The organism is Streptomyces sp. NPDC021749 (assembly GCF_040640655.1).
Lineage (GTDB): Bacteria > Actinomycetota > Actinomycetes > Streptomycetales > Streptomycetaceae > Streptomyces.
Genome location: NZ_JBFACE010000042.1, coordinates 12,583 through 37,124 on the forward strand (window position 1 = coordinate 12,583; position 24,542 = coordinate 37,124).

26 protein-coding genes are annotated in these 24,542 nt (G+C 71.9%); 5 read left to right on the forward strand and 21 right to left on the reverse strand.

Annotated features, from left to right (window positions below):
- Positions 1 to 42: 42 nt before the first annotated feature.
- Together AB0G35_RS30580 and AB0G35_RS30585 are read right to left on the reverse strand one after the other, a co-directional pair.
- Positions 43 to 1,767, reverse strand: a complete 1,725-nt coding sequence (locus AB0G35_RS30580; RefSeq protein WP_360956199.1) for a SpoIIE family protein phosphatase — start codon at positions 1,765 to 1,767, stop codon at positions 43 to 45.
- Between the two features lie 305 nt (positions 1,768 to 2,072).
- Positions 2,073 to 2,663 carry a flavodoxin family protein gene (locus AB0G35_RS30585; protein WP_360956276.1) on the reverse strand — a complete coding sequence of 197 codons (591 nt, stop codon included), beginning with the start codon at positions 2,661 to 2,663 and terminating at the stop codon, positions 2,073 to 2,075.
- Between the two features lie 170 nt (positions 2,664 to 2,833).
- Here AB0G35_RS30585 and AB0G35_RS30590 point away from each other — a divergent pair, with 170 nt between their 5' ends.
- On the forward strand, positions 2,834 to 3,262 hold the full coding sequence (locus AB0G35_RS30590) for a helix-turn-helix domain-containing protein (protein ID WP_360956201.1): 429 nt from the start codon (positions 2,834 to 2,836) through the stop codon (positions 3,260 to 3,262).
- Positions 3,263 to 3,296: 34 nt separating this feature from the next.
- Here AB0G35_RS30590 and mutM read toward each other — a convergent pair whose 3' ends face one another.
- The 9 genes from mutM to AB0G35_RS30635 all read right to left on the reverse strand — a co-directional run bounded on the left by mutM (position 3,297) and on the right by AB0G35_RS30635 (position 13,773).
- Complete coding sequence (gene mutM, locus AB0G35_RS30595) at positions 3,297 to 4,223, reverse strand: bifunctional DNA-formamidopyrimidine glycosylase/DNA-(apurinic or apyrimidinic site) lyase (RefSeq protein WP_360956203.1); 927 nt, start codon at positions 4,221 to 4,223, stop codon at positions 3,297 to 3,299.
- A 134-nt stretch (positions 4,224 to 4,357) separates the two neighbouring features.
- Positions 4,358 to 5,230, reverse strand: a complete 873-nt coding sequence (rnc, locus tag AB0G35_RS30600) for a ribonuclease III (RefSeq protein WP_360956205.1) — start codon at positions 5,228 to 5,230, stop codon at positions 4,358 to 4,360.
- A gap of 7 nt (positions 5,231 to 5,237) precedes the next feature.
- Positions 5,238 to 5,411: a 50S ribosomal protein L32 gene (gene rpmF / locus AB0G35_RS30605; RefSeq protein ID WP_028802425.1), complete on the reverse strand. Its 174-nt coding sequence runs from the start codon at positions 5,409 to 5,411 to the stop codon at positions 5,238 to 5,240.
- A gap of 2 nt (positions 5,412 to 5,413) precedes the next feature.
- The gene (locus tag AB0G35_RS30610; RefSeq protein WP_360956207.1) at positions 5,414 to 6,007 is read right to left on the reverse strand and encodes a YceD family protein; all 594 of its coding nucleotides are present in this window, start codon (positions 6,005 to 6,007) and stop codon (positions 5,414 to 5,416) included.
- 538 nt (positions 6,008 to 6,545) lie between these two features.
- Positions 6,546 to 7,649: an ATP synthase F0 subunit B gene (locus AB0G35_RS30615; protein ID WP_360956209.1), complete on the reverse strand. Its 1,104-nt coding sequence runs from the start codon at positions 7,647 to 7,649 to the stop codon at positions 6,546 to 6,548.
- A gap of 127 nt (positions 7,650 to 7,776) precedes the next feature.
- On the reverse strand, positions 7,777 to 8,259 hold the full coding sequence (gene coaD, locus AB0G35_RS30620; RefSeq protein WP_360956278.1) for a pantetheine-phosphate adenylyltransferase: 483 nt from the start codon (positions 8,257 to 8,259) through the stop codon (positions 7,777 to 7,779).
- Positions 8,260 to 8,285: 26 nt separating this feature from the next.
- Positions 8,286 to 8,885: a 16S rRNA (guanine(966)-N(2))-methyltransferase RsmD gene (rsmD, locus tag AB0G35_RS30625; protein ID WP_360956211.1), complete on the reverse strand. Its 600-nt coding sequence runs from the start codon at positions 8,883 to 8,885 to the stop codon at positions 8,286 to 8,288.
- A gap of 189 nt (positions 8,886 to 9,074) precedes the next feature.
- Positions 9,075 to 12,035, reverse strand: a complete 2,961-nt coding sequence (locus tag AB0G35_RS30630; protein WP_360956213.1) for a helicase-related protein — start codon at positions 12,033 to 12,035, stop codon at positions 9,075 to 9,077.
- Positions 12,036 to 12,093: 58 nt separating this feature from the next.
- Positions 12,094 to 13,773 (reverse strand): DAK2 domain-containing protein, encoded by a 1,680-nt coding sequence (locus AB0G35_RS30635; protein WP_360956280.1) that lies wholly within the window; start codon positions 13,771 to 13,773, stop codon positions 12,094 to 12,096.
- A gap of 232 nt (positions 13,774 to 14,005) precedes the next feature.
- Here AB0G35_RS30635 and rpmB point away from each other — a divergent pair, with 232 nt between their 5' ends.
- Positions 14,006 to 14,191 carry a 50S ribosomal protein L28 gene (gene rpmB, locus AB0G35_RS30640; RefSeq protein ID WP_006602870.1) on the forward strand — a complete coding sequence of 62 codons (186 nt, stop codon included), beginning with the start codon at positions 14,006 to 14,008 and terminating at the stop codon, positions 14,189 to 14,191.
- A 149-nt stretch (positions 14,192 to 14,340) separates the two neighbouring features.
- Here rpmB and thiD read toward each other — a convergent pair whose 3' ends face one another.
- Both thiD and AB0G35_RS30650 read right to left on the reverse strand, forming a co-directional pair.
- Positions 14,341 to 15,156: a bifunctional hydroxymethylpyrimidine kinase/phosphomethylpyrimidine kinase gene (gene thiD / locus AB0G35_RS30645; protein WP_360956215.1), complete on the reverse strand. Its 816-nt coding sequence runs from the start codon at positions 15,154 to 15,156 to the stop codon at positions 14,341 to 14,343.
- 32 nt (positions 15,157 to 15,188) lie between these two features.
- Entirely contained in the window at positions 15,189 to 16,157 is a 969-nt protein-coding gene (locus tag AB0G35_RS30650; RefSeq protein ID WP_360956217.1) for a thiamine-phosphate kinase, read from the reverse strand.
- A gap of 170 nt (positions 16,158 to 16,327) precedes the next feature.
- On the opposite strand from AB0G35_RS30650, the gene AB0G35_RS30655 reads away from it, so the two are divergent.
- Both AB0G35_RS30655 and AB0G35_RS30660 read left to right on the forward strand, forming a co-directional pair.
- Positions 16,328 to 16,561, forward strand: coding sequence for an Lrp/AsnC ligand binding domain-containing protein (locus AB0G35_RS30655; protein ID WP_360956219.1), 234 nt, complete (start codon positions 16,328 to 16,330; stop codon positions 16,559 to 16,561).
- Positions 16,562 to 16,570: 9 nt separating this feature from the next.
- Positions 16,571 to 17,071: a DUF3515 domain-containing protein gene (locus tag AB0G35_RS30660; RefSeq protein ID WP_360956221.1), complete on the forward strand. Its 501-nt coding sequence runs from the start codon at positions 16,571 to 16,573 to the stop codon at positions 17,069 to 17,071.
- 30 nt (positions 17,072 to 17,101) lie between these two features.
- Here the strand turns inward: AB0G35_RS30660 and AB0G35_RS30665 are convergent, their stop codons facing one another.
- The 3 genes from AB0G35_RS30665 to AB0G35_RS30675 form a co-directional block, all read right to left on the reverse strand.
- A complete protein-coding gene (locus tag AB0G35_RS30665; RefSeq protein WP_360956223.1) occupies positions 17,102 to 18,238 on the reverse strand; it encodes a D-alanine--D-alanine ligase family protein in 1,137 nt (378 codons plus the stop codon).
- A 105-nt stretch (positions 18,239 to 18,343) separates the two neighbouring features.
- Positions 18,344 to 19,345, reverse strand: a complete 1,002-nt coding sequence (locus AB0G35_RS30670; RefSeq protein WP_360956225.1) for an NAD(P)H-dependent glycerol-3-phosphate dehydrogenase — start codon at positions 19,343 to 19,345, stop codon at positions 18,344 to 18,346.
- A complete protein-coding gene (locus AB0G35_RS30675) occupies positions 19,342 to 20,184 on the reverse strand; it encodes a lysophospholipid acyltransferase family protein (RefSeq protein ID WP_360956227.1) in 843 nt (280 codons plus the stop codon). The genes AB0G35_RS30670 and AB0G35_RS30675 overlap by 4 nt, the downstream gene beginning before the upstream one ends.
- 140 nt (positions 20,185 to 20,324) lie before the next feature.
- On the opposite strand from AB0G35_RS30675, the gene cofC reads away from it, so the two are divergent.
- Entirely contained in the window at positions 20,325 to 21,068 is a 744-nt protein-coding gene (gene cofC / locus AB0G35_RS30680) for a 2-phospho-L-lactate guanylyltransferase (RefSeq protein WP_360956229.1), read from the forward strand.
- On the opposite strand, the gene AB0G35_RS30685 is transcribed toward cofC, so the two are convergent.
- The 5 genes from AB0G35_RS30685 to leuC form a co-directional block, all read right to left on the reverse strand.
- Entirely contained in the window at positions 21,049 to 21,252 is a 204-nt protein-coding gene (locus AB0G35_RS30685; RefSeq protein ID WP_261955478.1) for a hypothetical protein, read from the reverse strand. The genes cofC and AB0G35_RS30685 overlap by 20 nt on opposite strands.
- A gap of 98 nt (positions 21,253 to 21,350) precedes the next feature.
- On the reverse strand, positions 21,351 to 22,010 hold the full coding sequence (locus tag AB0G35_RS30690) for an HU family DNA-binding protein (protein WP_360956232.1): 660 nt from the start codon (positions 22,008 to 22,010) through the stop codon (positions 21,351 to 21,353).
- Between the two features lie 125 nt (positions 22,011 to 22,135).
- Positions 22,136 to 22,381: a hypothetical protein gene (locus tag AB0G35_RS30695; RefSeq protein WP_030414222.1), complete on the reverse strand. Its 246-nt coding sequence runs from the start codon at positions 22,379 to 22,381 to the stop codon at positions 22,136 to 22,138.
- A gap of 135 nt (positions 22,382 to 22,516) precedes the next feature.
- Entirely contained in the window at positions 22,517 to 23,110 is a 594-nt protein-coding gene (gene leuD / locus AB0G35_RS30700) for a 3-isopropylmalate dehydratase small subunit (protein WP_360956234.1), read from the reverse strand.
- A gap of 3 nt (positions 23,111 to 23,113) precedes the next feature.
- Positions 23,114 to 24,538 carry a 3-isopropylmalate dehydratase large subunit gene (gene leuC, locus AB0G35_RS30705; protein WP_360956236.1) on the reverse strand — a complete coding sequence of 475 codons (1,425 nt, stop codon included), beginning with the start codon at positions 24,536 to 24,538 and terminating at the stop codon, positions 23,114 to 23,116.
- Positions 24,539 to 24,542: the final 4 nt, after the last annotated feature.

Consider the following 24,542-nt stretch of genomic DNA (forward strand, 5'->3'; position numbering starts at 1 on the left):
ACAGGTCACAGCGCGGCACGAGGACGGGCGCACCCGCCGGCATCAGGTGGGTGCAGGCCCGCCGAGGTGCGGCCGGGGTCGCAACGAGCCCGGTCCGTACCGCACGGCCAGCAGGGCCACGTCGTCGTCGTTGTCCGGTGGGCGCGCCCGTGCCAGCAACTGGTCCGTGAAGGATTCCAAGGGGCGGTGGGCGAGGGACGCGGCGTGCCGGCGCAGGTGGTTCAGGCCGTCGCCCAGGGTGTGACCGGGGGACTCGATCAGGCCGTCCGTGTAGAGGACCAGGGTCGCCCCGGGCGGAAACTCCACCATCGCGTCGGGGCGGGCCCGCTCGGGCGCGACGCCCAGCAGGACCCCGTGGCCGTCGGTCAGGTAGCGGGCCACGCCCTCGTGGCTGACCAGGAGCGGAGGGGGGTGGCCCGCGTTGGTCCAGGACAGCTCGCACCGGCCGGCGTCGTTCTCACTCATGCGGGCGAAGACCAGCGTGGCCATGGAGACCTCCGCGATGTCCAGGGTCGCCCGGTCGAGCCATTCCACGATCTTGCTCGGCGGCTTCTGCTGGGACAGGGCGTACGCGCGGAGCATGTTGCGCAGCTGGGCCATGCCGGCCGCCGCGTCCAGGTCGTGGCCGACGACGTCGCCGACGGCGAGGGCGGTGGCGCCGTCCGGCAGGGTGAACGCGTCGTACCAGTCGCCACCGACTTGGGAGGCGTCCGGTGCGGGCAGATAGCGGGCGGTCATGCTGAGGCCCGGCGTACGCGGCAGCTTCGGCAGCAGATGGCGCTGCATGGTCTCGGCGACCTTGCGCTGGCGCTGGTAGAGGCGGGCGTTCTCCAGGGCGAGGCTGGCGCGGCGGGCGATGTCCTCCAGCAGGGCGGTGTCGGTCGCGGTGAACCGCTCGGGCTGGTCGGCGCGGCCGAGGGTGAGGGCGCCCAGCACGTCGTGCAGGCTGCGGAGGGGGACCACGATCGCCGAGTGCATACCGGTCGCGTCGAACAGGCGCCGCTGCTCCACCGCGATGCCGGAGTCGGGCGGTCCCTGGTAGATCTCCGGGCCGGCGAGGGAGGACGCCACGCCGCGCAGGGCGCGGGACAGGGGCATCGGGGACTCCTGCGGCACCGGCGGCATGGGCCCTTGGAGGTCCTCCCGGAACGTCACGGTGCCGCCTTCGGCGTGGGCGACGGCGAAGCGCCACACTTCGTCCTGCTCGCTGATCAGGTCGATGACGGCCCAGTCGGCGAGGCGGGGCACCACGAGCTTGATCAGGCGGCGCAGCGCCTCGTGGATGTCCAGGGTGGAGGTGAGCAGGGTGGTCGTCTCGGCGAGCAGGGCGAGCCGTTCCCATTCGGAGAGCCGTCCGTCGGCCGGTGGCCGCTGGGCGGGTCGTCCGGGGCGTCCTGCGGAGTGGAAGAGGACGAGCGTGGCCGACGGGTGGATACCGACGTCGCAGGGGGTTGCCAGCCACTTCACCGGCAGGAGCGTGCCGTCGCCACGCTCAAGCCACTCGTCGCCCCCCTGCTCGGTGCGACCGTCGAGGACGCTCTCCCCTATCCGGCACTGGGCCCTCGGCACGGGTTCACCGGCGCTGGTGCGGTGCAGCAGGTCGTGGGCGTCCTGGCCGACCAGGTTTGCGGCGGAACGGCCCAGCAGCTGTTCGCCGCGCGCGTTGACGGCGACGATGGAGCCCTGTTCGTCCGCCAGGTACGCACCCGTGCCGAGGGCGTCGAGGGCCCTGGCAACCGCTTCCCGAAGGCCACCGGAGTCCGTCATGGCCTGCCTCCCGTCACCGGCGAAGATGCCTCGGCCCGTCCCTGCTGCATGGGTTCCCTCTGGACGAATTCGCACGCCCCTCGCTGACGTCCACTCCTGGGATACCCGGCCCTACCTGCCTTCGCCCTCCGGCCCGCGCCCGGCCCGCGCCTGACCTGCGCCCGCGGCCCCCGGAGAGCGCTGGGAAGCGGGCAGGGCCTCTGACCGGACTGTGGTCAGAGGCCCTGGGGCCGGTGCCGGGCGCAGGCCGTTCACGCACCGTGACGGGCGGGCCCGCGCGACGGCGATGCCCCCGTCCGTGCCGGTCAGGCGGCCAGTGCCGCGCGGCCCGCGAGGGTGATCCGGGCCTGCTCGGCGAGGCGGCGGCCGAGGTGTTCGGCGGTGGCGACATCGGCCTTGTGGACGCCCTCGGGGCCCTGGTCGTTGTTCGACTGCGCGGCGGCACCCAGGAAGAAGCCCAGCCGGTTCAGGTCGTTCTCGGACGCGGTGGAGGAGTTCCAGCCCGGGAGCAGGTTGAGGCCGACCCAGGTCATGCCGTGCTGAGCGGCGAGCACCGTGAAGAACTGCAGGGTGTGCAGCTTGTCGCCGCTCTTGGAGGCGGAGTTGGTGAAGCCCGCCGCGAGCTTGTCCTGCCAGGCGCGGGTCGCCCAGCGTGCGGAGGTCGCCTCGGCGAAGACGTGGAACGCGCCGGAGGCGGTCCCCATGTAGGTCGGCGAGCCGAAGACGATCGCGTCGGAGGCGTCGAGCTGCTCCCACTGGGCCTCGGTGATCTCGTCGACCTTGATCAGGTGGACGGTGGCGCCCGCCTCGGCGGCGCCGGCCCGGACGGCCTCGGCCAGGACGGCGGTGTGACCGAAGCCGGAGTGGTACGCGATCGAGACGACGGGAGCGGGCAGAGCAGGGGTGGTCACGGGGTCTCCTCTGGGGACGGGGCCCCGGGCGGTGGTCGTCGGGGCGTCTGCACCGAGGAAAGCACTAACTTTTCGAAAGTGCAACCCAACAGATAGCGCCATCTCACAGATAGCGCACTCGATGGGTTAGCGCTAACGAGGAGTATGGTGTGAGGATGGCGACGACGAAGACCGCGGACCGGGCGAACGGGGAGGCCACCGGCGGCTGTCCGGACGACCTGGCCTACGACGTGTTCGCGCGCAACTGCCCCTCCCGCGACGCGCTCAAGCACATCACCGACCGCTGGGGCAGCCTGACCCTGGGCGCGCTGCTCGACGGGACGTTCCGGTTCAACGAACTGCGGCGCCGCGTCGACGGGGTGAGCGAGAAGATGCTGTCGCAGACCCTGCACGCGCTGGAGCGGGACGGCCTGGTGCACCGCGAGGCACAGCAGACCAACCCCCCGCGGGTGGACTACGCACTGACCCCGCTGGGGCACCAGGTCGCCCGCCAACTCCGGGAACTGATCGACCTGGTGGAGGACCGGATGCCACAGGTGATCCAGGCCCGGGAGCGCTACGACGCCGAGCAGGCCGCGCGCTGAACCGCCGTCCTCCCGCGGTGCGCCGCGGACCCGTTCAGCCGCGCGGCGGCCGCTGGCAGCGCGGGCAGAAGTAGCTGGAACGGTTCATCCACGGCCGGCGGCGGATGGCCGTACCGCAGCGGCGGCAGGGCTCGTCCTCGCGGCCGTAGGCGTCCAGCGAGCGCTCGAAGTAGCCGGACTCGCCGTTGACGTTGACGTAGAGGCTGTCGAAGCTGGTGCCGCCGACGGCCAGCGCGGCCCGCATCACGTCCCGTACGTGCCCGAGCAGCTCGGCGGTGCGCGGGCGGGTGAAGGTGGCGGTCGGCCGGTCGTAGTGCAGCTTGCTGCGCCAGAGCGCCTCGTCGGCGTAGATGTTGCCCACTCCGCTGATCAGCGTCTGGTCGAGCAGCGCCCGCTTGACGGTGGTCCGGCGACGGCGCAGCGCCTCGTGGAACGCGGCGTCGTCGAAGGCCGGATCGAGCGGATCGCGGGCGATGTGCGCGATGACGTCGGGCAGGTGGTCGGGATCGCCGGGAACGGTGTCGTGCAACGACAGGCCCCCGAAGGTCCGCTGGTCGACGAAGCGGAGCTCGGTCCCCAGGTCGTCGGCGAACCGCAACCGGATGCGCAGGTGCTTCTCGTCCGGTGCGTCGTGCGGCTGGACCAGCAGTTGGCCGCTCATGCCGAGATGGGCGAGGACCGCCAGACCGTGGGTCACGTCAGGGGTGACGAGCGGCGCGATGCCCTCGGCTGCGGTCTGCGCGGCCGGGGTGCCACCGGTCACCGGGATCCAGAGGTACTTGCCGCGGCGCCGCGCGGTCCCCAGCCGCAGACCCGTGAGGCGCGCCGCGAAGTCCTCCGCCCCGGCCGTGTGGCGGCGGATCGCGCGCGGGTGCCGCACCTCGACATCGTCGATGGTGCGGCCGTCGACCCAGCGCGCAAGGCCACGGCGAACGACCTCGACCTCGGGCAGCTCGGGCACGGCGGACTCCTCGGGACGACGACGGGCGGGTGGAACCGCGGAGGCTTCGTCAGAAAGGCTCCGACGGCGGGAAAGACTTCTGACCCCGTCCGGGGCGACGCGCGGTCGCCCCGGACGGGGTCAGGAGAGGTGCTTCAGTGTGCCGACGACGAGCCGTCGTCGGCGGTGGTGGGAGCCGAACCGTCCGGGGACGGCGACGCGGTGTCGCCGGCAGCCGCCGCCTTGGCCGCCTCGTCCGCCGCGGCACGGATGGCGCGCCACGCGGACTCCGCCGCCTGCTGCTCGGCTTCCTTCTTGCTGCGGCCGGTGCCGGTGCCGTACGAGACACCACCGACGCGGGCGGCAGCAGTAAAGGTCTTCTCGTGGTCCGGGCCGGTCTCGGTGACCAGGTACTCCGGGACGCCGAGACCCTCGGTGGCGGTGAGTTCCTGGAGGCTGGTCTTCCAGTCCAGGCCCGCGCCCAGGCTGGAGGACTTCTCGATGAGCGGGTCGAAGAGCCGGTGCACCAGCTCGGCGGCCGCGTCGAGACCCTGGTCGAGGTAGACCGCACCGATCACCGCTTCGAGCGTGTCGGCGAGGATGGAGGCCTTGTCCCGGCCGCCCGTGCCCTCTTCACCGCGTCCGAGGCGGATGAAGGCACCGAGGTCGAGGCCGCGCCCCACCTCGGCGAGCGCACGCGAGTTGACCACCGCGGCCCGCAGCTTGGCCAGCTGGCCTTCGGGCAGGTCGGGGTGGATGCGGTACAGCGTGTCCGTGACCACCAGGCCGAGCACCGAGTCCCCGAGGAACTCCAGCCGCTCGTTGGTGGGCAGACCGCCGTTCTCGTATGCGTACGAGCGGTGCGTCAGCGCACGCACCAGAAGGGCGGACTCGAGCTGGTACCCGAGCCGCCCTTCCAGAAGCGTGTGGGACGAGGCTGTGTCCGCAGGAGCCGTTTCCTCCCCGCGCTTGCGGGATGCCGAAGGGGCGTCTTCCGCCTTCTTGGGGCTAGACACAGTGCCTGTCACCAGCCGCTCAGACCTCGAGGACCTGGCGCTTGTTGTAGGTGCCGCAAGCGGGGCACGCGATGTGCTGCTGCTTGGGCTCGTGGCAGCGCTCGCACGCCACCAGGGTGGGGACCGCAGCCTTCCACTGCGACCGGCGGTGGCGCGTGTTGCTGCGCGACATCTTCCGCTTCGGAACAGCCACGGCTACTTCTCCTGAGGTTCATCCCCGCCGTCGCGGGGTGCGTTGTCCTTCTCGCCGTCCTTGCTGGTTTCGGCGAGTCCCTGCAGTGCCGCCCAACGGATGTCGACGGCGTCGTGGTGGTGGTCCGGGTCGTCCGCGAGCCGCACTCCGCAATCGGAGCACAGGCCCGGGCAGTCGTCCTGGCACACCGGCTGCATCGGCAGTGCGAGCACCACCGCATCGCGCAGCACGGGTTCGAGGTCGAACAGGTCGTCCTCGATGAAGAGGGTGTCCTCCTCGTCCTCGGCGTCGTCGCCAGCGTCCTTGTCATGGACCCGGGCATCGGCGTCGGGGTAGGCGAACAACTCCTGGAAGTCGCTGTCGAGCTCTCGCTCCAGCGGCTCCAGACACCTTACGCACTCCCCCTTGACCGTTGCACGGGCGGTGCCCGTGACGAGCACTCCGTCCATGACCGATTCGAGGCGGAGGTCGAGCTCGATCGGCGCGCCCTCGGGCACACCGATGACCTCGTTGCCGAGGTCCCGGGGGGCCTCGACGGAGCGGGAGACCCTCTTGAGCGCACCGGGACGCCGGCCCAGCTCACGCGTGTCGAACACGAGAGGGGCGCGGTGGTCGAGGCGGGCGTTGATGGCTTCCTGCTTTCTACGGGGTTTTCGCGCCGCCCGTCCTTCATTGGGAAATGCGGGCAGCAGAGATCGCGGAAATACTCGCGACCGAAGAGCCAGGATACTGGAAGGCCCCCGATAGGCCCAATCCGCACCCTCTTCCCCGGCCACGCACGGCCACACACCCCGCACGGCCACACAACGGGCCCGCAAAGGACGCGTACGGGCGGACGCTCACGGGTCACGCACGGGCCGGCCGCGTACGGGGCCGCGCATCGACCGGGTGCGGGGCACCGCCTGCCGGTTACCGCCCCCCGGCTGCGTGGACGGCGTCGGGCCTTGGCCGACCACCTGGTTCCGGGAACACCTCACCTAGGGGCAGGCGAACAGATCCCTTAGGGGATGCAAGGGCCCCCTGCGGGGCCACAACCAGGTGGGGACGGGGGATATTCCGGTGGTGGGTTGGGCCGGCGGCCGGGGTGTCCGGTGGTGGGTTGGGCCGGCGGCCGGGGTGTCCGGTGGGCGTGCCCTACGGGCGGCCCTCCTCGTATTGGCGGAGTTGGTCGAGGTTGATCATGCTGGTGTCGAAGAGGCTGGTCTCGTCCAGGGCGGCGGGCTGGGCGGCCGCGTGCGGGGCGTGCTGGGGCTGCTGGGGCACCTGGGGGTGGAGGTAGGTGTTCGGGTCGTAGCCGGGCTGCTGGGGCTGCTGGGGCTGCTGCTGCCAGTCGTAGGCGTACGGGTCCTGCTGCTGGGTGTACGCGGCGGCCTGCTGGGGCTGCTGGTAGCCGTAGACGTCCTGCTGGGGGTAGCCGGCCGGGTCGTAGTAACCCTGCTGCTGGGGCTGGAGCGGCTGCTGGTGTTCCTGGGGCTGGTCCTGCGCCGCGGGGGCCTGCGGTTCGCGGTCGGCGCCGATACCGGCCAGCTCGGCCAGGTAGTCCGCGTCCGCCTGCGGCTGCGCGTTCTGCGGGTCGCCCTGGGCCGCCAGATGCGCGGCGAGCTCGTCGATCGCCTGGGCCCCCTGGAGCTTGTCGCGGCCCCGGCCGACCGCCTCCAGCGTCTTGGTCAGCACGGCCTGGAAGGCGCCGAACTTGGCGTCCACGTAGGCGTCCGCGCGCTGCCTGAGGGTCTCGGGGTCGGCGCTGCGCTCGGGGGCCTCAGTGTCCTCGTAACCCTGCTCGTCGAGTCCGGGGCCCCGGCCGAGGAGCTTCTCGCGGCCGCGGTCGACGGATCCGATGGTCTTGGTGAGGACGACCTCGAAGTTGGCGAGCTTGGAGTCGACGTAGTCGTCGGCCTCGGCGCGGATCTCGGCGGCCTCCTGGCGGGCCTCGGCGAGGATCCGGTCCGCCTCCTCCTGCGACTGCCGGGCGACCTCGGTGTCGGAGATGAGCGAACCGCGCTGGGCGTGCGCGGACTCGATGATCCGCTCCGCCTCGGCGCGCGCCTCCTCGACCATCTGCTCGCGGCCGCCGAGCAGCTCCTGGGCCTGGGCGAGCGATCCGGGCAGCGCGGCGCGCACCTCTTCCAGCATGGCGAGCAGCTCGGCGCGGTTGACCACGCACGAGGCCGACATGGGCATGGACCGGGCGCCGGCGACGGTCGCGACGATGTCGTCGAGCTTCTTCTGCACGTCCACCTTGGACTCGCCACTCTCTGAGGGGTTGGAACGACGGAACGGGACGACTGTACGTCCACCGGCCGCCCAGCCGACACCAACTGACGGTACGTCAGAAGTGCCGTGGCCGGTGTGCCGGGTGCGGTGATCAGCTCTTCTTGCGCAGCCGCTCGGTGAGCGCATCGAGCACGAACGGCGGGACCAGGTGGGAGACGTCGCCACCCCAGGCGGCGACCTCCTTGACGAGGCTGGAGGAGAGGAAGCTGTAGATGGGGTTGGTGGGGACGAACAGGGTCTCCACACCGGAGAGTCCGTTGTTCATCTGGGCCATCTGCAGCTCGTAGTCGAAGTCGCTGACCGCGCGCAGGCCCTTGACGATCGCGGGGATGTCGCGCTGCTTGCAGAAGTCGACGAGCAGGCCGTGGAAGGACTCGACCTGGACGTTGCCGTACTCGGCGGTGGCCCGGCGGATCAGGTCGATCCGCTCGTCGACCGTGAACAGCCCCTTCTTGGACTGGTTGATCATCACGGCCACATGGACGACGTCGTACAGCTTGGAGGCACGGGCGATGATGTCCAGGTGCCCATTGGTGATGGGGTCGAACGACCCCGGACAGACGGCGCGGCGCAACGCGGGTTCCTCGCTCTCCGATGCGGTCATGACACGCTTGCTGACGTCGGTTCGGCGGACGACGAAGCGGCGCGACCGTACCAAAGCGTCCCCTCGCCGTAGCGACGGGCCTTGATCGCGGTGAAACCGTCCGGCCACGGGAACGCGCCGCCTCTGGTGCTCCGCTCCACGGTGACGAGTGCGTCGTCCGCCAGCCACCCCTGACCACGGAGTGTGAGCAGGATCTCGCACAGTTCGGCGTCGCTCACCGCGTAGGGCGGGTCCAGGAAGACGATGTCGTACGGCTCTCCGGAGGGCGGGGCGGCGGCGGTCTGCTCGGCCTTGCCGGGCCGCACCTCGACGCCCGGGAGGCCGACCGTGCGGACGTTGTCGCGGATGGTGCGGACGGCGCGGGCGTCGGCCTCCACCAGCAGGACGTGGGCCGCGCCGCGGGAGAGCGCCTCCAGGCCGACCGCCCCGGAGCCGCCGTACAGGTCGAGCACCCGGGCGCCGGCCAGCGGGCCGTCCAGCGACTCCCAGGTGGAGAACATGCCCTCACGCGCCCGGTCGGAGGTCGGGCGGGTGCCGTTGCCGGGTGGTACGGCCAGGCGGCGGCCGCCGGCCGTGCCGGCGATCACGCGGGTCATGGGCCCGTCCTTACGTCGTGCGGGGTGGAGGGATGGTCGGCGGAGCCCGTGCGGGCTCCGCCCTCCACGATATTCCGTCGTCCGGCGGCGGGCGCCCGCCCGAGGCGTCCGGGCGGCACCCCGGCCCGTGATCGTTCTCACCCGGCCGCGGCCGGCGCACAGACGGCGGGAGGCGCCCTTGCGGCTCGCTCAGCCCTTGTCCAGATACTGCTCCCGTTCCTCGTCCAGGAGGGCGGACAGCGCGATCCGCAGCTCCGGGTAGCCGGTCAGTTCGGGGTCGTCGCCGACCAGCGCGGTGGCCTCCTCGCGGGCGGCGGCGATGATCTCCTCGTCGTCGATGACCGTGAGCATCCGCAGCGAGGAGCGGACGCCGGACTGCGCCTGGCCGAGGACGTCGCCCTCGCGCCGCTGTTCCAGGTCGATCCGGGAGAGCTCGAAGCCGTCGAGGGTGCCGGCCACGGCGGCGAGCCGGGCCCGCGCCGGGCTGGCCTCGGGCATCTCGCTGACCAGCAGGCACAGGCCGGGCGCCGCACCACGGCCGACCCGGCCGCGGAGCTGGTGCAGCTGGGAGACGCCGAACCGGTCCGCGTCCATGATCACCATGACGGTGGCGTTGGGGACGTTCACCCCGACCTCGATGACCGTCGTCGCGACCAGCACGTCCAGCTCGCCGGCCGCGAACGAGCGCATCACCTCGTCCTTGTCGTCCGGCGCCATCCTGCCGTGCAGTACCGCCACCCGCAGACCGGCGAGCGGGCCCTTGGTGAGCTGGTCGGCGATGTCGAGCACGGCGAGCGGCGGGCGCTTCTCGGCGATGTCCTCCGGCGAACTCGCCGCGGCCGCCGCTCCCTTGCCGCCGGAAGCGCCCTTCTTCCCCGGCTTGGGCACGTCCTCCTCGTCGCCGATCCGCGGGCAGACCACATACGCCTGGTGCCCGGCCTCGACCTCTTCGCGGACCCGCTCCCACGTGCGCGCGAGGAAGTGCGGTTTGTCCTTCGCGGGCACCACATGGCTGGCGATCGGCGAGCGTCCGGCGGGGAGTTGGTCGAGGACGGAGGTCTCCAGATCGCCGAAGACGGTCATCGCGACCGTCCGCGGGATGGGCGTCGCGGTCATCACCAGAAGGTGCGGCGGCTGTGTGCCCTTGCCCCGCAGGGCGTCGCGCTGCTCGACGCCGAAGCGGTGCTGTTCGTCGACGACCACCAGTCCCAGGTCGTGGAACTGCACCTTGTCCTCGATCAGCGCATGGGTGCCGACAACGATGCCGGCCTCACCGGTGACCAGGTCGAGCAGCGCCTGCCGGCGGGCCGCGGCACCCATGGAACCGGTCAACAGCACCACCTTCGTGCCCCGTTCGGCCCCGCCCAGCATGCCGCCCTCGGCCAGCTCCCCCATCATCTCGGTGATCGAGCGGTGGTGCTGCTGGGCGAGCACCTCGGTGGGCGCCAGCATCGCGGCCTGGCCGCCGCCGTCGACGACTCCGAGCATGGCGCGCAGCGCGACCATGGTGTTGTGCGTGACGGTGAAGTGGTCGGTCACGTAGGCGTGCGAGGGGTGCGCGACGCTGATGCACTGGACGGGCCTGCGGCCCACGTGCTCGATCGCGCGGACGGTGCGCCGGAATGCGGGATCGTCATCGGCCCCTTCCTCCGGCAGCGCCGCGGAGACGTCGTACGCGCCCGCCCCGGCGGCGTGCAGCTCCGCCCGCCCGCCCAGGGAGCGCACCAGCCAGGCGAGGTCGGCGGCCAGCGGGCCGGGCGCGGCGCGGAACACCTCGCCGGTCCCTGAAGGCTCTCCCCCGGCGTCCAGCAGGCCGCGCAGCACGGCCCGGCGGTCCTTGACGGGGGCGTTGCGGTAGGCGGCCGGCAGACCGTCCCCGGGGAGGGAGCGGCCCAGGCGGTACGGGTCGAGCGGCCGCTCCCCGCCGTCGTCGAGGTCGACCGGGGTGGCGGGCGCGATGGACCACCGGGGCCGGCCGTCGGCGTCCAGCAGGCCGGCCCGTAGCTCGCGGGTGGTCAGCACCCGCTCGCCGCCGTCGCGCGACCCGACGATCCACAGGTGCTCGTCGTCGCACTCGACGGCGGAGCCGTCCGACAGCACCAGCCGCCACACCTCGCGCTCGCCCTGCGGGAAGACGCCGTCCACCACGGCGCGCTCACCGCTGGGCACCACCACTTCGGTGCCGACGGTCATCTCGCCCATGGGCCGGAAGCCGCGCGGGGTGAGCACCAGGGCGTCCAGCGGCTGGGCCTTGCCGGAGCCGACCTCGCCCTGGAGGAGGCGGTGCATGGGGTGTTCGGTGGCCAGGTCGTCGAAGATCTCCCGACTGACCTTCTGCTGGCCGTCGGTGAGCGTGAAGGGCAGCTCGGCGTCGAACGCGTCGAGGATGCCGTCCTTGACCAACCGGCGCGGTACGGCGGGGAGTTGGGTGTCGGCAAGGCGCCGGCGGGCCAGCGCGACCTGCATCACGAATGCTTCGTCCCACTTCAGCCGGGCCCGGGCGTCGGCGATGTCGGCCTTGCTGCCCGGCCGGTGGATCTTCAGCAGTGCCTCGGTGAGCGGGACCAGCGACCGGCCCTCGCGCAGCGCCTCGGGCAGCGGGTCGACGGCGTCCTGCGCGCTGGGCAGCACCGCGTCGACCGCTTTGGTGATCTTCCAGGAGGCCATCTGCTGGCAGGCCGGGTAGATCGGGATGAGCTGGTTGGCGAAGGCGTCCACGGCCTCGCCGTCGGTGTCACCGTCCAGGAGCGCGTATTCGGGGTGGGCGAGCTGAAGTTTGCGGTTGAAGACCGACACCTTGCCGGCGAACATCGCGCGGCGTCCCGGCAGCAGTTCCTTGTGCGGTTTGTGGATGCCCTTGCCGAAGAACACCAGCTGGAGCCGGCCGCTGCCGTCCGTGAGCGTCACTTCCAGGCGCTGTCCGCGGCCGGCGTTGAAGGTGTGCACCCGGGTGTCGGCGACCCTGGCGACGACCGTGACGTGTTCGTCCAGCGGGAGGTCGGCGAGGCGGGTCAGCTCGCCGCGCTCGGCGTAGCGGCGCGGGTAGTGGTGCAGCAGGTCGCCGACCGTGTGCAGGTCGAGATGATCGGCCAGCACCTTCGCGGTGGTGCCGCCGAGGATCTTCTTCAGGGGTTCGTCGAGCGCAGCCACGCGTCTATTGCACACCACGCCTCTGACAATTGCGCCGGTCCGGGCCGCCGGGGCGGCGTCACTCCACGCCGATGAGCAGCGGGGCGGTGCGCTGGCCGCCGTCGTAGACGACGGTGTCGACGGCGAGGTGCCGTTCGCGGACGTGCCGTTCCAGACGCTCGGCGAGGGCGGCGGGCGCCCCGGCGCCGAGGACCAGCGTCACCATCTCCCCGCCGGCGGACAGCATCCGGTCCAGCACCGTCATGGCGGTGACGGTGAGGTCGGAGCCGATCACCGCGACGTCGCCGTCGATCAGCCCGAGGACGTCCCCGGCCTGGCAGACGCCCGCCATGGTCCAGGACTGCCGTTCGGCGAGGGCGAGCTCGGCGTAGCGGGTGGCGCCGGCGGCGGAGGTCATGGCGACCGCGTCCTCGTCGAAGCTGCGGTCCGGTTCGTGCACGGCCAGCGCCGCGATGCCCTGGACGGCGGCGCGGGTGGGGATCACCGCGACCCGGACGCCTTCGGTGCGGGCCTGTTCGGCGGCGGCCGCGGCGGTGTGCCGGAGTTCGGGGTCGTTGGGCAGCAGCATGACCTCGCGGGCGCGGGCCTGCCGGATCGCCTGCACCAGTTCGCCGCTGGCCGGGGGCTCCCCGGGGCGTACGGTGACGGCGGTCGCGCCGGCCTCGGCGCAGAGGCCGGCGAGCCCGGCGCCCGGCACCACCGCGACCACGGCCCGCGGTGCCAGCGCCGGTTCCTTGGTGCGGCCGGCGCCGCCGAAGTGCGTGATGCGGATCCGGTACGGGCGGCCGGCCTCGATGCCGGCCTCCACGGCGGCGCCAGCGTCGTCGACGTGGACGTGGACGTGCCACAGCCCGTCCCCGCCGACCACGACCAGGGAGTCGCCGAGGCCGTCGAGCCGGGTGCGCAGCCGGGCCACGGCCTCGTCCGCCGCCTCCAGCAGGTAGATCACCTCGAAGGCGGGCCCGCCTTCCTCGCCGCAGCCGCCGGCCGCCGTGTGTGCCGCGACGTCGCAGCCGGCGGCCTCGGGGAGCGGGGCGTCGGCCCGTACGGCGACGGGGGTGGCGGTGACCTCTCCGGAGAGCGCGTCGGCGAGCGCGCCCAGCAGGGCGACCAGTCCGCAGCCGCCGGCGTCCACCACGCCGGCCCGGCCGAGGACCGCCAGCTGCCCGGGCGTCGCCTGCAGGGCCGTACGGGCACCCTCGTGGGCGGCGCGGGCGACCGCGGCGGCGTCCCGGGCCTCGCCGGCGGCGCGTTCGGCGGCGGCCGCGGCGGCGGTGGCCACGGTCAGGACGGTGCCCTCCACGGGGTGGGCGACGGCCTCGTAGGCGGAGGCGGCGGCCCGGCGCAGGGCCCGGCGCAGCGCCTCGGCCGAACCGTCGCCGGCCGCGGCGTCCGTGCCGTCGGTCCCGCCGCCGGCCGCCAGGACGTCGGTCATGCCGCGCAGCAGCTGCGCCAGGATGGTGCCGGAGTTGCCGCGCGCTCCTATCAGGGCGCCGTGTGCCATCGCGCCGATCGCGTCGGCGAGGCCGGGGGCGGTGCCCGCGGAGGCGTGCCCGTCGAAGGCGGCCTCGACGGCCCGGGCCGCGGATTCCAGCGTCAGGTAGAGGTTGGTGCCGGTGTCGCCGTCGGCCACCGGGTAGACGTTGATCGCGTCGATCCGCTCGCGTTCCCGGCCGAGCGCCTCCAGCGCCAGCCCGCACCAGGAGCGGACCGCGGCGGCGTCGAGCGGGTACGGCACATCGTCCTCCTGGGTCACGGGCTGCACCGACAGTAGCCGCGCCCCGGTGGGGAGGCCGGGGCGGGGGCCGGGGGGTGCGTGATAGTTTCGTTCTACGGGAGCGGTCGTTGTATGCTGCTCCGGTTGCCCGATGAGAATCGGGCCATTTCCTCTCCTGACGGTCGCCGGTCGGGCAATGCACTCGGCCCGTCGGGATTCACCGTAAGTGCATCTGAAGTCTTTGGAGTGACCCGTGGCTGCCAACTGCGACGTCTGCGGCAAGGGGCCGGGCTTCGGCAAGAGTGTCTCGCACTCGCATCGCCGTACCAACCGTCGTTGGAACCCCAACATCCAGACGGTGCGTGCAGTGATCGGGCGCACGCCGAAGAAGCTGAACGCCTGCACCTCGTGCATCAAGGCCGGCAAGGTCTCGCGCTGACGCCTTAGTCGTAGCGCAGCCGGCCGGTTGCCTGGGAAGCCGGTCCACCCCTGGGGTGGGCCGGCTTTTGCCGTTCCTACGGGCACTCCCCCGTTCCTACGGGCACTCCCCCGCTCCCGGCATGACGCGGAACGCGGCCCGCGCGCCCGTCAGTGGCCGCCGCGCAGCCGCCAGCCGTGGTCGACCGGGCCGATGCCGGCGCCCAGCCGGAAGCCGGCCGCGATCGCGCCGGTGACGTAGTCCTTCGCCGCCGCGGCGGCCTGCGGGACGGGGTCGCCCTTGGCCAGTTGTGCGGCGAGTGCGCTGGCGAGGGTGCAGCCGGTGCCGTGGGTGTGCCGGTTGCCCTGGCGCGGGGCGCGCAGCCAGTGCTCCTCGGTGCCGTCGGTGAGCAGGTCGACGGCGCTGCCGCCGTCCCCGGCCGCGGCCGTGAGGTGGCCGCCCTTGATGAGCGCCCAGCGCGGCCCGAAGTCCAGGACGGCGGCGGCCGCCCGGCGCATGTCGGCCTCCTCCCGGACGGTCACGCCGGTGAGCTGGGCCACCTCGTCGAGGTTGGGGGTGGCGACGGTGGCCGTGGGCAGCAGCTGGGTGCGCACCGCGTCCAGGGCGCTCGCGGCGAGGAGTGCGTCACCGTGTTTGGAGACCCCCACGGGGTCGACGACGACCGGGACGTCCAGTGCGGCGAGCAGTTCGGCGACGGTCCCGACGAGTTCGGCCGAGGAGAGCATCCCGGTCTTGACCGCCTGGACGCCGATGTCGTCGACGACGCTGCGGAACTGGGCGCGTACGGCCTCGGCGGGCAGGTCCCACGCGCCCTGCACGCCCAGGGAGTTCTGTGCGGTGACGGCGGTGAGCACGCTCATGCCGTGGGTGCCGAGCGCCAGCATCGTCTTCAGGTCCGCCTGGATGCCCGCGCCGCCGCCGGAGTCGGACCCGGCGACGGTCAGGACGCGTGGAGGTATGTGCATGCCGGCGAATCTACCCGCCGGCCGCCCGGGGGCTACTCGGCGTCGGCGTTGTCCCCGAAGTGGTCCCAGCCGGCCTTCACCCAGGGGGCGCCGTCCACCGTCACCTGCGGCAGCGCGGAGGGGTGGAGGACCTCCCCGATGACCTTCCACCGGGCGGGCAGCTTCACGTCCGGCGGGAACGTGGCCACGATCGCGTGGTCCTCGCCGCCGTTGAGCACCCACTGCATCGGGTCCACGCCGACCGCGGTGCCGATGTCGGACATCTGCGAGGGGATGTCGATCGCGGCGGACCGCAGGTCGATCCGGACCTTGCTGGCCTCGGCGATGTGCCCGAGGTCGGCGACCAGCCCGTCGCTGACGTCGGTCATGGCGGTGGCGCCGAGCCCGGCGGCCGCGGGGCCGGCGTGGTACGGCGGTTCGGGGCGGCGGTGCGCCTCCACGAAGGCGCGCGGGGAGCGGAAGCCGCGGGAGAGGACCGCGTGGCCGGCGGCGGACCAGCCGAGCCAGCCGGTCACCGCGACCACGTCGCCGGGCTGGGCGCCGGCCCGGGTGACCGGCTCCTGGTTGCGCAGGTCGCCGAGTGCAGTGATGGCGACGGTGATGGTGTCGCCGCGGACCACGTCCCCGCCGACGACCGCGGCCCCGGCCACCTGGCACTCGTCGCGCAGCCCGTCCATCAGCTCGGTCGGCCAGGTCGCGGGGAGTTCCGCGGGCACGACCAGGCCCAGCAGGATCGCGGTGGGCACCGCGCCCATCGCCGCGATGTCGGCGAGGTTCTGTGCGGCGGCCTTGCGGCCGACGTCGTAGGCGGTGGACCAGTCGCGGCGGAAGTGCCGGCCCTCCAGGAGGACGTCGGTGCTGGCGACCACCCTGCGGTCCGGCGCGGTGACCACCGCGGCGTCGTCCCCCGGCCCGATCCGTACCGCCGGAGTGGACGTGAGCCGGGAGGTGAGCTCCCTGATCAGACCGAACTCCCCCAGCTCGCCCACGGTGCCCTTCATGCTGTTGCCCTTCTCCTGTGTACGGACCGTTGTACGGACGGCCCGTACGTGGCTGACGGTTGCGCCGCACCTGCCGTGTTCACCGCGCGGGTCTCCCCGCTCCGCACGGTGACGCGGTACCGTGGCGTCCCTTCTTCCCCCATGATCCTCGTAGCCGCCCTGGAGGTTCCGTGGTACAGGCCTACATCCTGATCCAGACCGAGGTCGGCAAGGCCTCGGCCGTCGCGGAGGTGATCTCGCAGATCCCTGGTGTGCTGCAGGCCGAGGACGTCACCGGTCCCTACGACGTGATCGTGCGCGCCCAGGCCGACACCGTCGATGAGCTGGGCCGCATGGTGGTGGCGAAGGTCCAGCAAGTGGAAGGCATCACCCGCACCCTGACCTGCCCGGTCGTTCATCTCTAGCTCCCCCGTATGCTCGGCCGGGTGATCTCTTCGCGTCGCCGGTGCCGCCCGTTCCTGGCCCTTCCCCTGCTCACCGTGGCTTTCGCCGCGGTGAGCTGTTCGTCTTCCGAGGACGTGGCCGTCCCGTCCCCCCGGGGCGAGGCGGCGCGGCACTGCCGGGCACTCCACGGGGAACTGCCGCGGACCGTCGACGGACTGAAGCGGGGCACCCCCGAGCCCGTCTCCGACTTCACCGCCGTCTGGGGCGACCCCGCCGTGCAACTGCGCTGCGGGGTGCCGAAGCCGGACGTCCTGAGACACGGGAGTGAACATTACAACCCCAACCCGGAGGCGGCGGAAGTCAACGGTGTCCGGTGGCTCTTCGAGAAGCAGGACGACGGCTACCGCTTCACGACCGTGCTGCGCAAGGTGTACGTCGAGGTGACCGTGCCCGGGAAGTACGCCCCCGAGGTCGATGTGCTCCCCGACCTCGCGGGCGCGGTGAAGAAGACCATCCCCGCGGGCGTGTAGCCCTTCTCCGGCGCGGCCCCCGCCGCGGCCCTAGCGCAGGCCGGTGGAGCGCTGCAGCGCCGCCTGGAGGAGGCGGTCGATCAGCTCCGGGTAGCTCACGCCGCTTTCCTGCCACATCCGCGGGTACATCGAGATGGGCGTGAAGCCGGGGAGCGTGTTGATCTCGTTGATCACGAACTCGCCGTCGTCCTGCAGGAAGAAGTCCGCGCGGACCAGGCCCTCACAGGACGCCGCCTCGAAGGCCGCGACGGCCAGTTCCCGGACCTTCGCGGTCTGCTCGGCGGTCAGCGGAGCCGGCACGATGCCGGCGGCCGAGTCGATGTACTTGGCCTCGAAGTCGTAGAAGTCGTGCGCGGTGACCGGCGGGATCTCGGCCGGCACGCTGGCCCGCGGCCCGTCCTCGAATTCCAGCACCCCGCACTCGATCTCGCGGCCGCTCAGCAGCGATTCCACCAGGATCTTGGGGTCGTGCCGGCGGGCCTCCTCGATGGCCTCGTCCAGGCCCGCGAGGCCGTCGACCTTGCTGATGCCCATGGACGAGCCGGCCCGGGCGGGCTTCACGAAGAGCGGCCAGCCGTGTTCGGCGGCGAAGTCCACGATCTTCTTGCGGGCCGCCGCGGGGTCCTTCTCCCACTCCCGGGGCCGGATGACCTCGTAGGGGCCGACCGGCAGCCCGAAGGAGGTGAACACCCGCTTCATGTAGTCCTTGTCCTGGCCGACCGCGGAGGCGAGCACGCCCGAGCCGACGTAGGGCACGCCGGAGAGCTCCAGGAGGCCCTGCAGGGTGCCGTCCTCGCCGTACGGGCCGTGCAGGACGGGGAAGACCACGTCGACCTCGCCGAGCGCCTTGGGCACCGCACCCGGCTCGGTGTAGACCACCTCGCGGTTGGACGGGTCGACGGGGAGCACCACTCCACCCTCGGCGGACTCGGCGAGCTCGGCCACGGTGGGCAGCCGCCGGTCCGTGATGGCCATCCGCTCGGGGTCGTCGGCGGTCAGCGCCCAGCGGCCGTCGGTGGTGATGCCGATGGGCAGCACGTCGTACTTCTCGCGGTCGATGGCGCGCAGTACGGCTCCGGCGGTGACCACGGAGATGGCGTGCTCGGAGCTGCGCCCGCCGAACACGACGGCGACGCGGGGCTTGTGGGAGGAGGTCTGGCTGCTCATATCGCGTTGAGGGTACCTGCTGACCGGCGCGGCGTCAGTGCGGCGGCCGCCGTTGGTGGTGTGGCGCCGGCACCGGCCGCGGACGGCCCGGCTCTCGTCCCCGTTTCAGTGCCGCTCGGACTTGGCGCTGCGCGCCATCAGCTCCTTGAGGGCCACCAGCGGCGGCTTGCCGTCGTGGACGATGGAGACGACCGTCTCGGTGAGCGGCATGTCGACGCCGTGCCTGCGGGCCAGATCCAGTACCGATTCGCAGGACTTGACGCCCTCGGCGGTCTGCTTGGTGACCGCGATGGTCTCCTGGAGGGTCATGCCGCGGCCGAGGTTGGTGCCGAAGGTGTTGTTGCGGGACAGCGGCGAGGAGCAGGTGGCGACGAGGTCGCCCATGCCGGCCAGGCCGGCGAAGGTGTGCGCGTCGGCGCCCATGGCGAGGCCGAGCCGGGTGGTCTCGGCGAGCCCGCGGGTGATCAGCGAGGCCTTGGCGTTGTCGCCCAGGCCCATGCCGGTGGCGATGCCGACGGCGAGGGCGATGACGTTCTTCACTGCGCCGCCCAGTTCGCAGCCCACCACGTCGGTGTTGGTGTACGGGCGGAAGTACGCGGTGTGGCAGGCGGTCTGCACCCGGCGGGCGACCGCCTCGTCGGCGCAGGCGACGACCGCGGCGGCGGGCTGCCGGGCGGCGACCTCCTTGGCGAGGTTGGGGCCGGTGACCACCGCGACCCTCTCGGCGGGGGCCTTGGCGACCTCCTCGATGACCTCGCTCATGCGCTTGGCCGTGCCCAGTTCGACGCCCTTCATCAGGGAGACCAGGACCGTGTCGGCGGGCAGCAGGGGCGCCCATTCGGCGAGGTTTCCGCGCAGCGTCTGGGACGGCACGGCCAGGACGGTGAACTCCGCGTCGCGGGCCGCCCGTGCCGGGTCGGTGGTGGCCCGTACGGCCTCGGGGAGCTCGACGCCCGGCAGGTAGTCGGGGTTCGTACGGCCGTTGTTGATGGCGTCGACCAGGGCCGCGCGGCGCCCCCACAGGGTCACCTCGCATCCCGCGTCGGCGAGCACCATCGCGAATGCGGTGCCCCAGGACCCCGTGCCGTAGACGGCGCAGCGCGTCACTTGCCTTCATCCTCCTGTGCCTGCTGGGTGCTTCGGGCCTGCTGGGGGGCGATCGCGCCTTCGGTGGCGGCGGCCGGCTCCGCGGTGGCGGTCTTGGCGGCCTCGCGTGCGGCGCGGCGTTCCTGGGCGAGGGCCTTGCGCCAGTCGTACGGTGCGGCCGGCGCGGTCTCCCCGCGCAGCTGGGCCAGCTGTTCAGTAATCGCGCCCATGATGAGGTCGGTGACGGCGCGCAGCACCTCGGCGGTCGGTTCCTGGTCGTAGTAGGCGCTCAGGTCGACCGGCGGCCCCGCCTTGACGCGCAGCGTCTTGCGCGGGAGGAGCCGGAGCTTCTTCTCCTTGGCGTACGGCGGCATCGCGTCGTTGGCGCCCCACTGGGCGACGGGGATGACCGGGGCCTTGGTCAGCAGGGCGACCCGCGCGGCACCGGTCTTGCCCTGCATCGGCCACAGCTCGGGGTCCCGGGTGAGGGTGCCCTCGGGGTAGAAGGCGACGCATTCGCCCTTGTGGATGGCGGTGACGGCGGCGCGGAACGCGTTGGCGGCGTCGGTGGTTTCCCGGTAGACGGGGATCTGTCCGGTGCCGCGCATCATCAGGCCGACAAAGCCGCTCTTGAAGAGTCCGGCCTTGGCGAGGAATCGGGGGACCCGTCCGGTGTTGTACTGATAGTGCGCATAGGAGAGCGGGTCGAGATAGGAGTTGTGGTTGACCGCGGTGATAAATCCGCCGTCGGCCGGAATGTGCTCCATTCCCTGCCAGTCCCGCTTGAACAGAACCAAGAGCGGCGGTTTGCAGATGACCGCGGCCAAGCGGTACCAGAAGCCGATTCTGCGGCGGGACACTGGGACACCCTCCTTGTGGGACCTGCGTAGCTGCTACGGGCCGGCAGCCGCACAAGTGTCGCCCCAGGTACCCGCTATGTCGAGGACACCGTAACCCCGGCGCTCCCCCGGGGCGTCGGCGGCGGGTGAGAATGGCGCGGATGCGAAGAGACGGAGCGGATGGCGGGGCGGCGGCGGCCTGGAGCCTGGTGGTGCCGCTGAAGCCGCTGGTGCGGGCCAAGAGCAGGCTCTCCCGGGCCGCCGGGGAGGAGTTCCGGCCGCGGCTGGCCCTGGCCTTCGCCCAGGACACCGTGGCAGCCGCGCTGGCCTGCGCAGATGTACGGGATGTGGTGGTTGTCACGGACGACCGGCTGGCCGCTGAACGGCTCGCGGCGCTGGGGGCGCGGATCGTGCCCGACCCTCCGGGGGGCGGGCTGAACGCGGCGCTGGCGCACGGCGCGGAGGCGGTCCGGGCGGGTCGTCCGGGCGCGCCGGTGGCCGCGCTGAACGCGGATCTTCCGGCGCTGCGTCCGGCCGAGCTGGCCCGGGTGCTCCATTCCGCCGCGCTATTTCCCCGTGCATTTCTCGCGGATGCGGCGCATTTCGGGACAACACTTCTGACCGCGAGTTCCGGGGTGAAATTGGCACCGGCATTCGGTGGTGCCTCGCGGTCGCGCCATCTGGCGTCGGGCGCGCAGGAGATCACCGCGCCGGACGTGCCGTCGGTGCGCCGGGACGTGGACACCGGCGAGGATCTGCTGGCCGCGCTGGCGCTGGGCGTGGGCCCGCACACGGCGCGGCAGGCGCCGCGGGTGGCGGCGGGGGCGGACGGCGGCGAGCCGCCCGGGGGCCCGGCCGGGTCGTCCGGGCCGGTGCCGCCGCAGGTCAGAGCGTCTGGAGCGTGATCAGGTCGATGTGCCGGGCGTCGTCTTCCCCGGTGACCTCGATGCGCACCCGCTGACCGGGCCGGAGCAGCAGCAGCCCGCCGGCGTCGAAGGCGGCCGCGTCGAAGGGCAGCGGGGTGCCGTCGTCGAGCAGCACGCTGCCGGAGCGGGTCTGGGGGTCGTACGTGTACGCGGTGGCCTGCATGGGAGAGAGCCTAGACGGCGGCCCGGGCCGTGAAGCACCGCGGGCCGGGCTCCCCGGAGGGAGACCGGCCCGACGCATGGCGTCGCCGCTGCTTGTGGTCACCGCTTGCGGGCGGTGGTCTTCTTCGCGGTGGTCTTGCGCGCGGTGGCCTTCTTGGCGGGGGCCTTCTTCGCGGTCGCCTTCTTCGCGGGCGCGGTCTTCTTGGCGGTCGCCTTCTTCGCGGTGGTCTTCTTGGCCGGTGCCGCCTTCTTGGCGGCGGCCTTGGCGGGGGCCTTCTTCGCCGTCGTCTTCTTGGCGGTGACCTTCTTCGCCGGGGTGGTCTTCTTGGCTGCGGCCTTCTTCGCCGGAGCAGCCTTCTTGGCGGTGGCCTTCTTGGCCGCGGCCTTCTTCGCGGCGGCCTTCTTGACCGTGGGCGCCGCGGCGCCCGTGAGGCTGCCCTTCGGAGCCTTCTTGACGGCGACCTCGCCACCCTTGGGGAGCTTCTTCGAGCCGCTCACCAGGTCCTTGAAGCCCTGACCGGCACGGAAGCGCGGCACGGAGGTCTTCTTGACCCGCACCCGCTCACCCGTCTGCGGGTTCCGGGCGTAACGCGCCGGGCGGTCGACCTTCTCGAACGAGCCGAATCCGGTGACCGAAACGCGGTCGCCGGAGACCACTGCACGGACGATCGCGTCCAGTACGGCGTCGACCGCGTCCGCGGCGTTCTGGCGGCCGCCGAGCTTGTCGGCAATGGCTTCTACGAGCTGCGCCTTGTTCACGTCTTCCCCTTCGGAGACATTGCTGGAAGGAAAGTTTCCAAGCTTTTTCGCACGTTAGGCAGATATATACCGCAAATCAAACACGAAACGGGCTAATCACCCTTGTGCCGCAACGAACTCGACCTTCACGGACTTCCGTCGGCGTGCACATCTTCGGGATAACGACCTTCGTCGAGGTCTTCCATGAACCACTCCAGACGCCGTGCCGCGTCCGCAAGATCGTGTTTAGCCGCGGCCGTGATGACGAGCAGCTTCCGGGTCAGCGCCATCCGTACGCCCTCCGGGACTTGCAGTGTCCGCACTCTTGCGTGTGCGTCCTTGAGTCGGTCGGCGACGACGCCGTAGAGCTGGAGTTGGTCGTCGCGTTCCATGCGCTAATTGTGCCATCTGCGGCGAGTTGTCGCTTCACGGGGCCTCAACAGCCGTCTCGACAAGCTGATGCGCCCCCTGCCAACTGCACAGGGGGCGCATCGTACGCAATAACGCTTTGAGCCAAAAACCCGAGGTCAGACCTCGATCGTACGCGGCTTGAAAGACGGGCGATTCGCCTCGTACGCCACGATTGACCGCTCCTCCCGAAGGGTGAGGCTGATATCGTCCAGCCCCTCCAGCAGACGCCAACGGGCGTTCTCGTCCAGCTCGAAGTCGGCGCTGATGCCCTCCGCCCGGACCTGCCGGTCCACGAGGTCGACGGTCACCTCGGCGGCCGGGTCGGCCTCCACCAGCTTCTGCAGCCGGTCCACCGTCTCCTGCGGCAGGACCACCGTCAGCAGGCCGTTCTTGAGGGAGTTGCCGCGGAAGATGTCCGCGAACCGCGAGGAGATGACGGCCTTGAAGCCGTAGTTCTGCAGCGCCCAGACGGCGTGCTCGCGCGAGGAACCGGTGCCGAAGTCGGGGCCCGCGACGAGCACCGTGGCGCCTTTGTACTGCGGCTTGTTGAGGACGAACTCGGGGTCCTTGCGCCAGGCCTCGAACAGCCCGTCCTCGAAGCCGTCGCGGGTGACCTTCTTCAGCCAGTGGGCCGGGATGATCTGGTCGGTGTCCACGTTGCTGCGGCGCAGCGGGACCGCCCGGCCGGTGTGGGTGGTGAAAGCTTCCATGGTTCAGACTCCCGCGGGCGTGGCGACGTCGGACAGGTCGGCCGGTGAGGCCAGATGGCCGAGAACCGCCGTTGCGGCGGCCACCTGCGGCGAGACCAGGTGCGTACGGCCGCCCTTGCCCTGCCGCCCCTCGAAGTTGCGGTTGGACGTGGACGCCGAGCGCTCACCGGGCGCCAGCTGGTCGGGGTTCATACCCAGGCACATCGAGCAACCCGCGTGCCGCCATTCGGCCCCGGCCGCGGTGAAGACCTTGTCCAGCCCCTCGGCAACCGCCTCCAGCGAGACCCGGACCGAGCCGGGAACGATCAGCATCCGTACGCCGTCGGCGACCTTGCGGCCCTCCAGGATCGACGCCGCGGAGCGCAGGTCCTCGATGCGGCCGTTGGTGCAGGAACCTACGAAGACGGTGTCCACGGTGATCTCGCGCAGCGGCTGACCCGCCGTCAACCCCATGTACTCCAGGGCCTTTTCGGCGGCCAGCCGCTCCGAGGCGTCCTCGTACGAAGCCGGGTCGGGGACGCGTGCCGAAAGCGGGGCGCCCTGGCCGGGGTTGGTGCCCCAGGTGACGAACGGGGCCAGCGAGGCGGCGTCGATGTGCACCTCGGCGTCGAAGACCGCGTCGTCGTCGGTGCGCAGCGTCTTCCAGTACTCCACCGCGGCGTCCCAGTCCGCGCCCTTGGGGGCGTGGTCGCGGCCCTGGAGGTAGTCGAAGGTGGTCTGGTCCGGGGCGATCATGCCGGCCCGGGCACCCGCCTCGATCGACATGTTGCAGATGGTCATCCGGGCCTCCATCGAGAGCTTCTCGATGGCCGGGCCGCGGTATTCGATGACGTATCCCTGGCCGCCGCCGGTGCCGATCTTGGCGATGATCGCCAGGATCAGGTCCTTGGCGGTCACGCCTTCCGGCAGTTCGCCGTCGACGGTGATCGCCATCGTCTTGAACGGGGCCAGCGGCAGCGTCTGGGTGGCGAGCACGTGCTCGACCTGGCTGGTGCCGATGCCGAACGCCAGCGCACCGAAGGCGCCGTGGGTGGAGGTGTGGCTGTCACCGCAGACCACGGTGGTGCCCGGCTGGGTCAGGCCCAGCTGGGGGCCCACGACGTGGACGACGCCCTGCTCGACGTCGCCGAGCGGGTGCAGCCGGACGCCGAACTCGGCGCAGTTCTTGCGCAGCGTCTCCAGCTGGGTGCGCGAGACCGGGTCGGCGATCGGCTTGTCGATGTCGAGGGTCGGGGTGTTGTGATCCTCGGTGGCGATGGTCAGGTCCGTCCGGCGCACCTGGCGGCCGGCCTTGCGGAGGCCGTCGAACGCCTGCGGGCTGGTGACCTCGTGCAGCAGGTGCAGATCAATGAAGAGGAGGTCGGGCTCGCCTTCCGCGCGCCGGACGACATGGTCGTCCCAGACCTTCTCCGCGAGTGTCCGTCCCATCGCT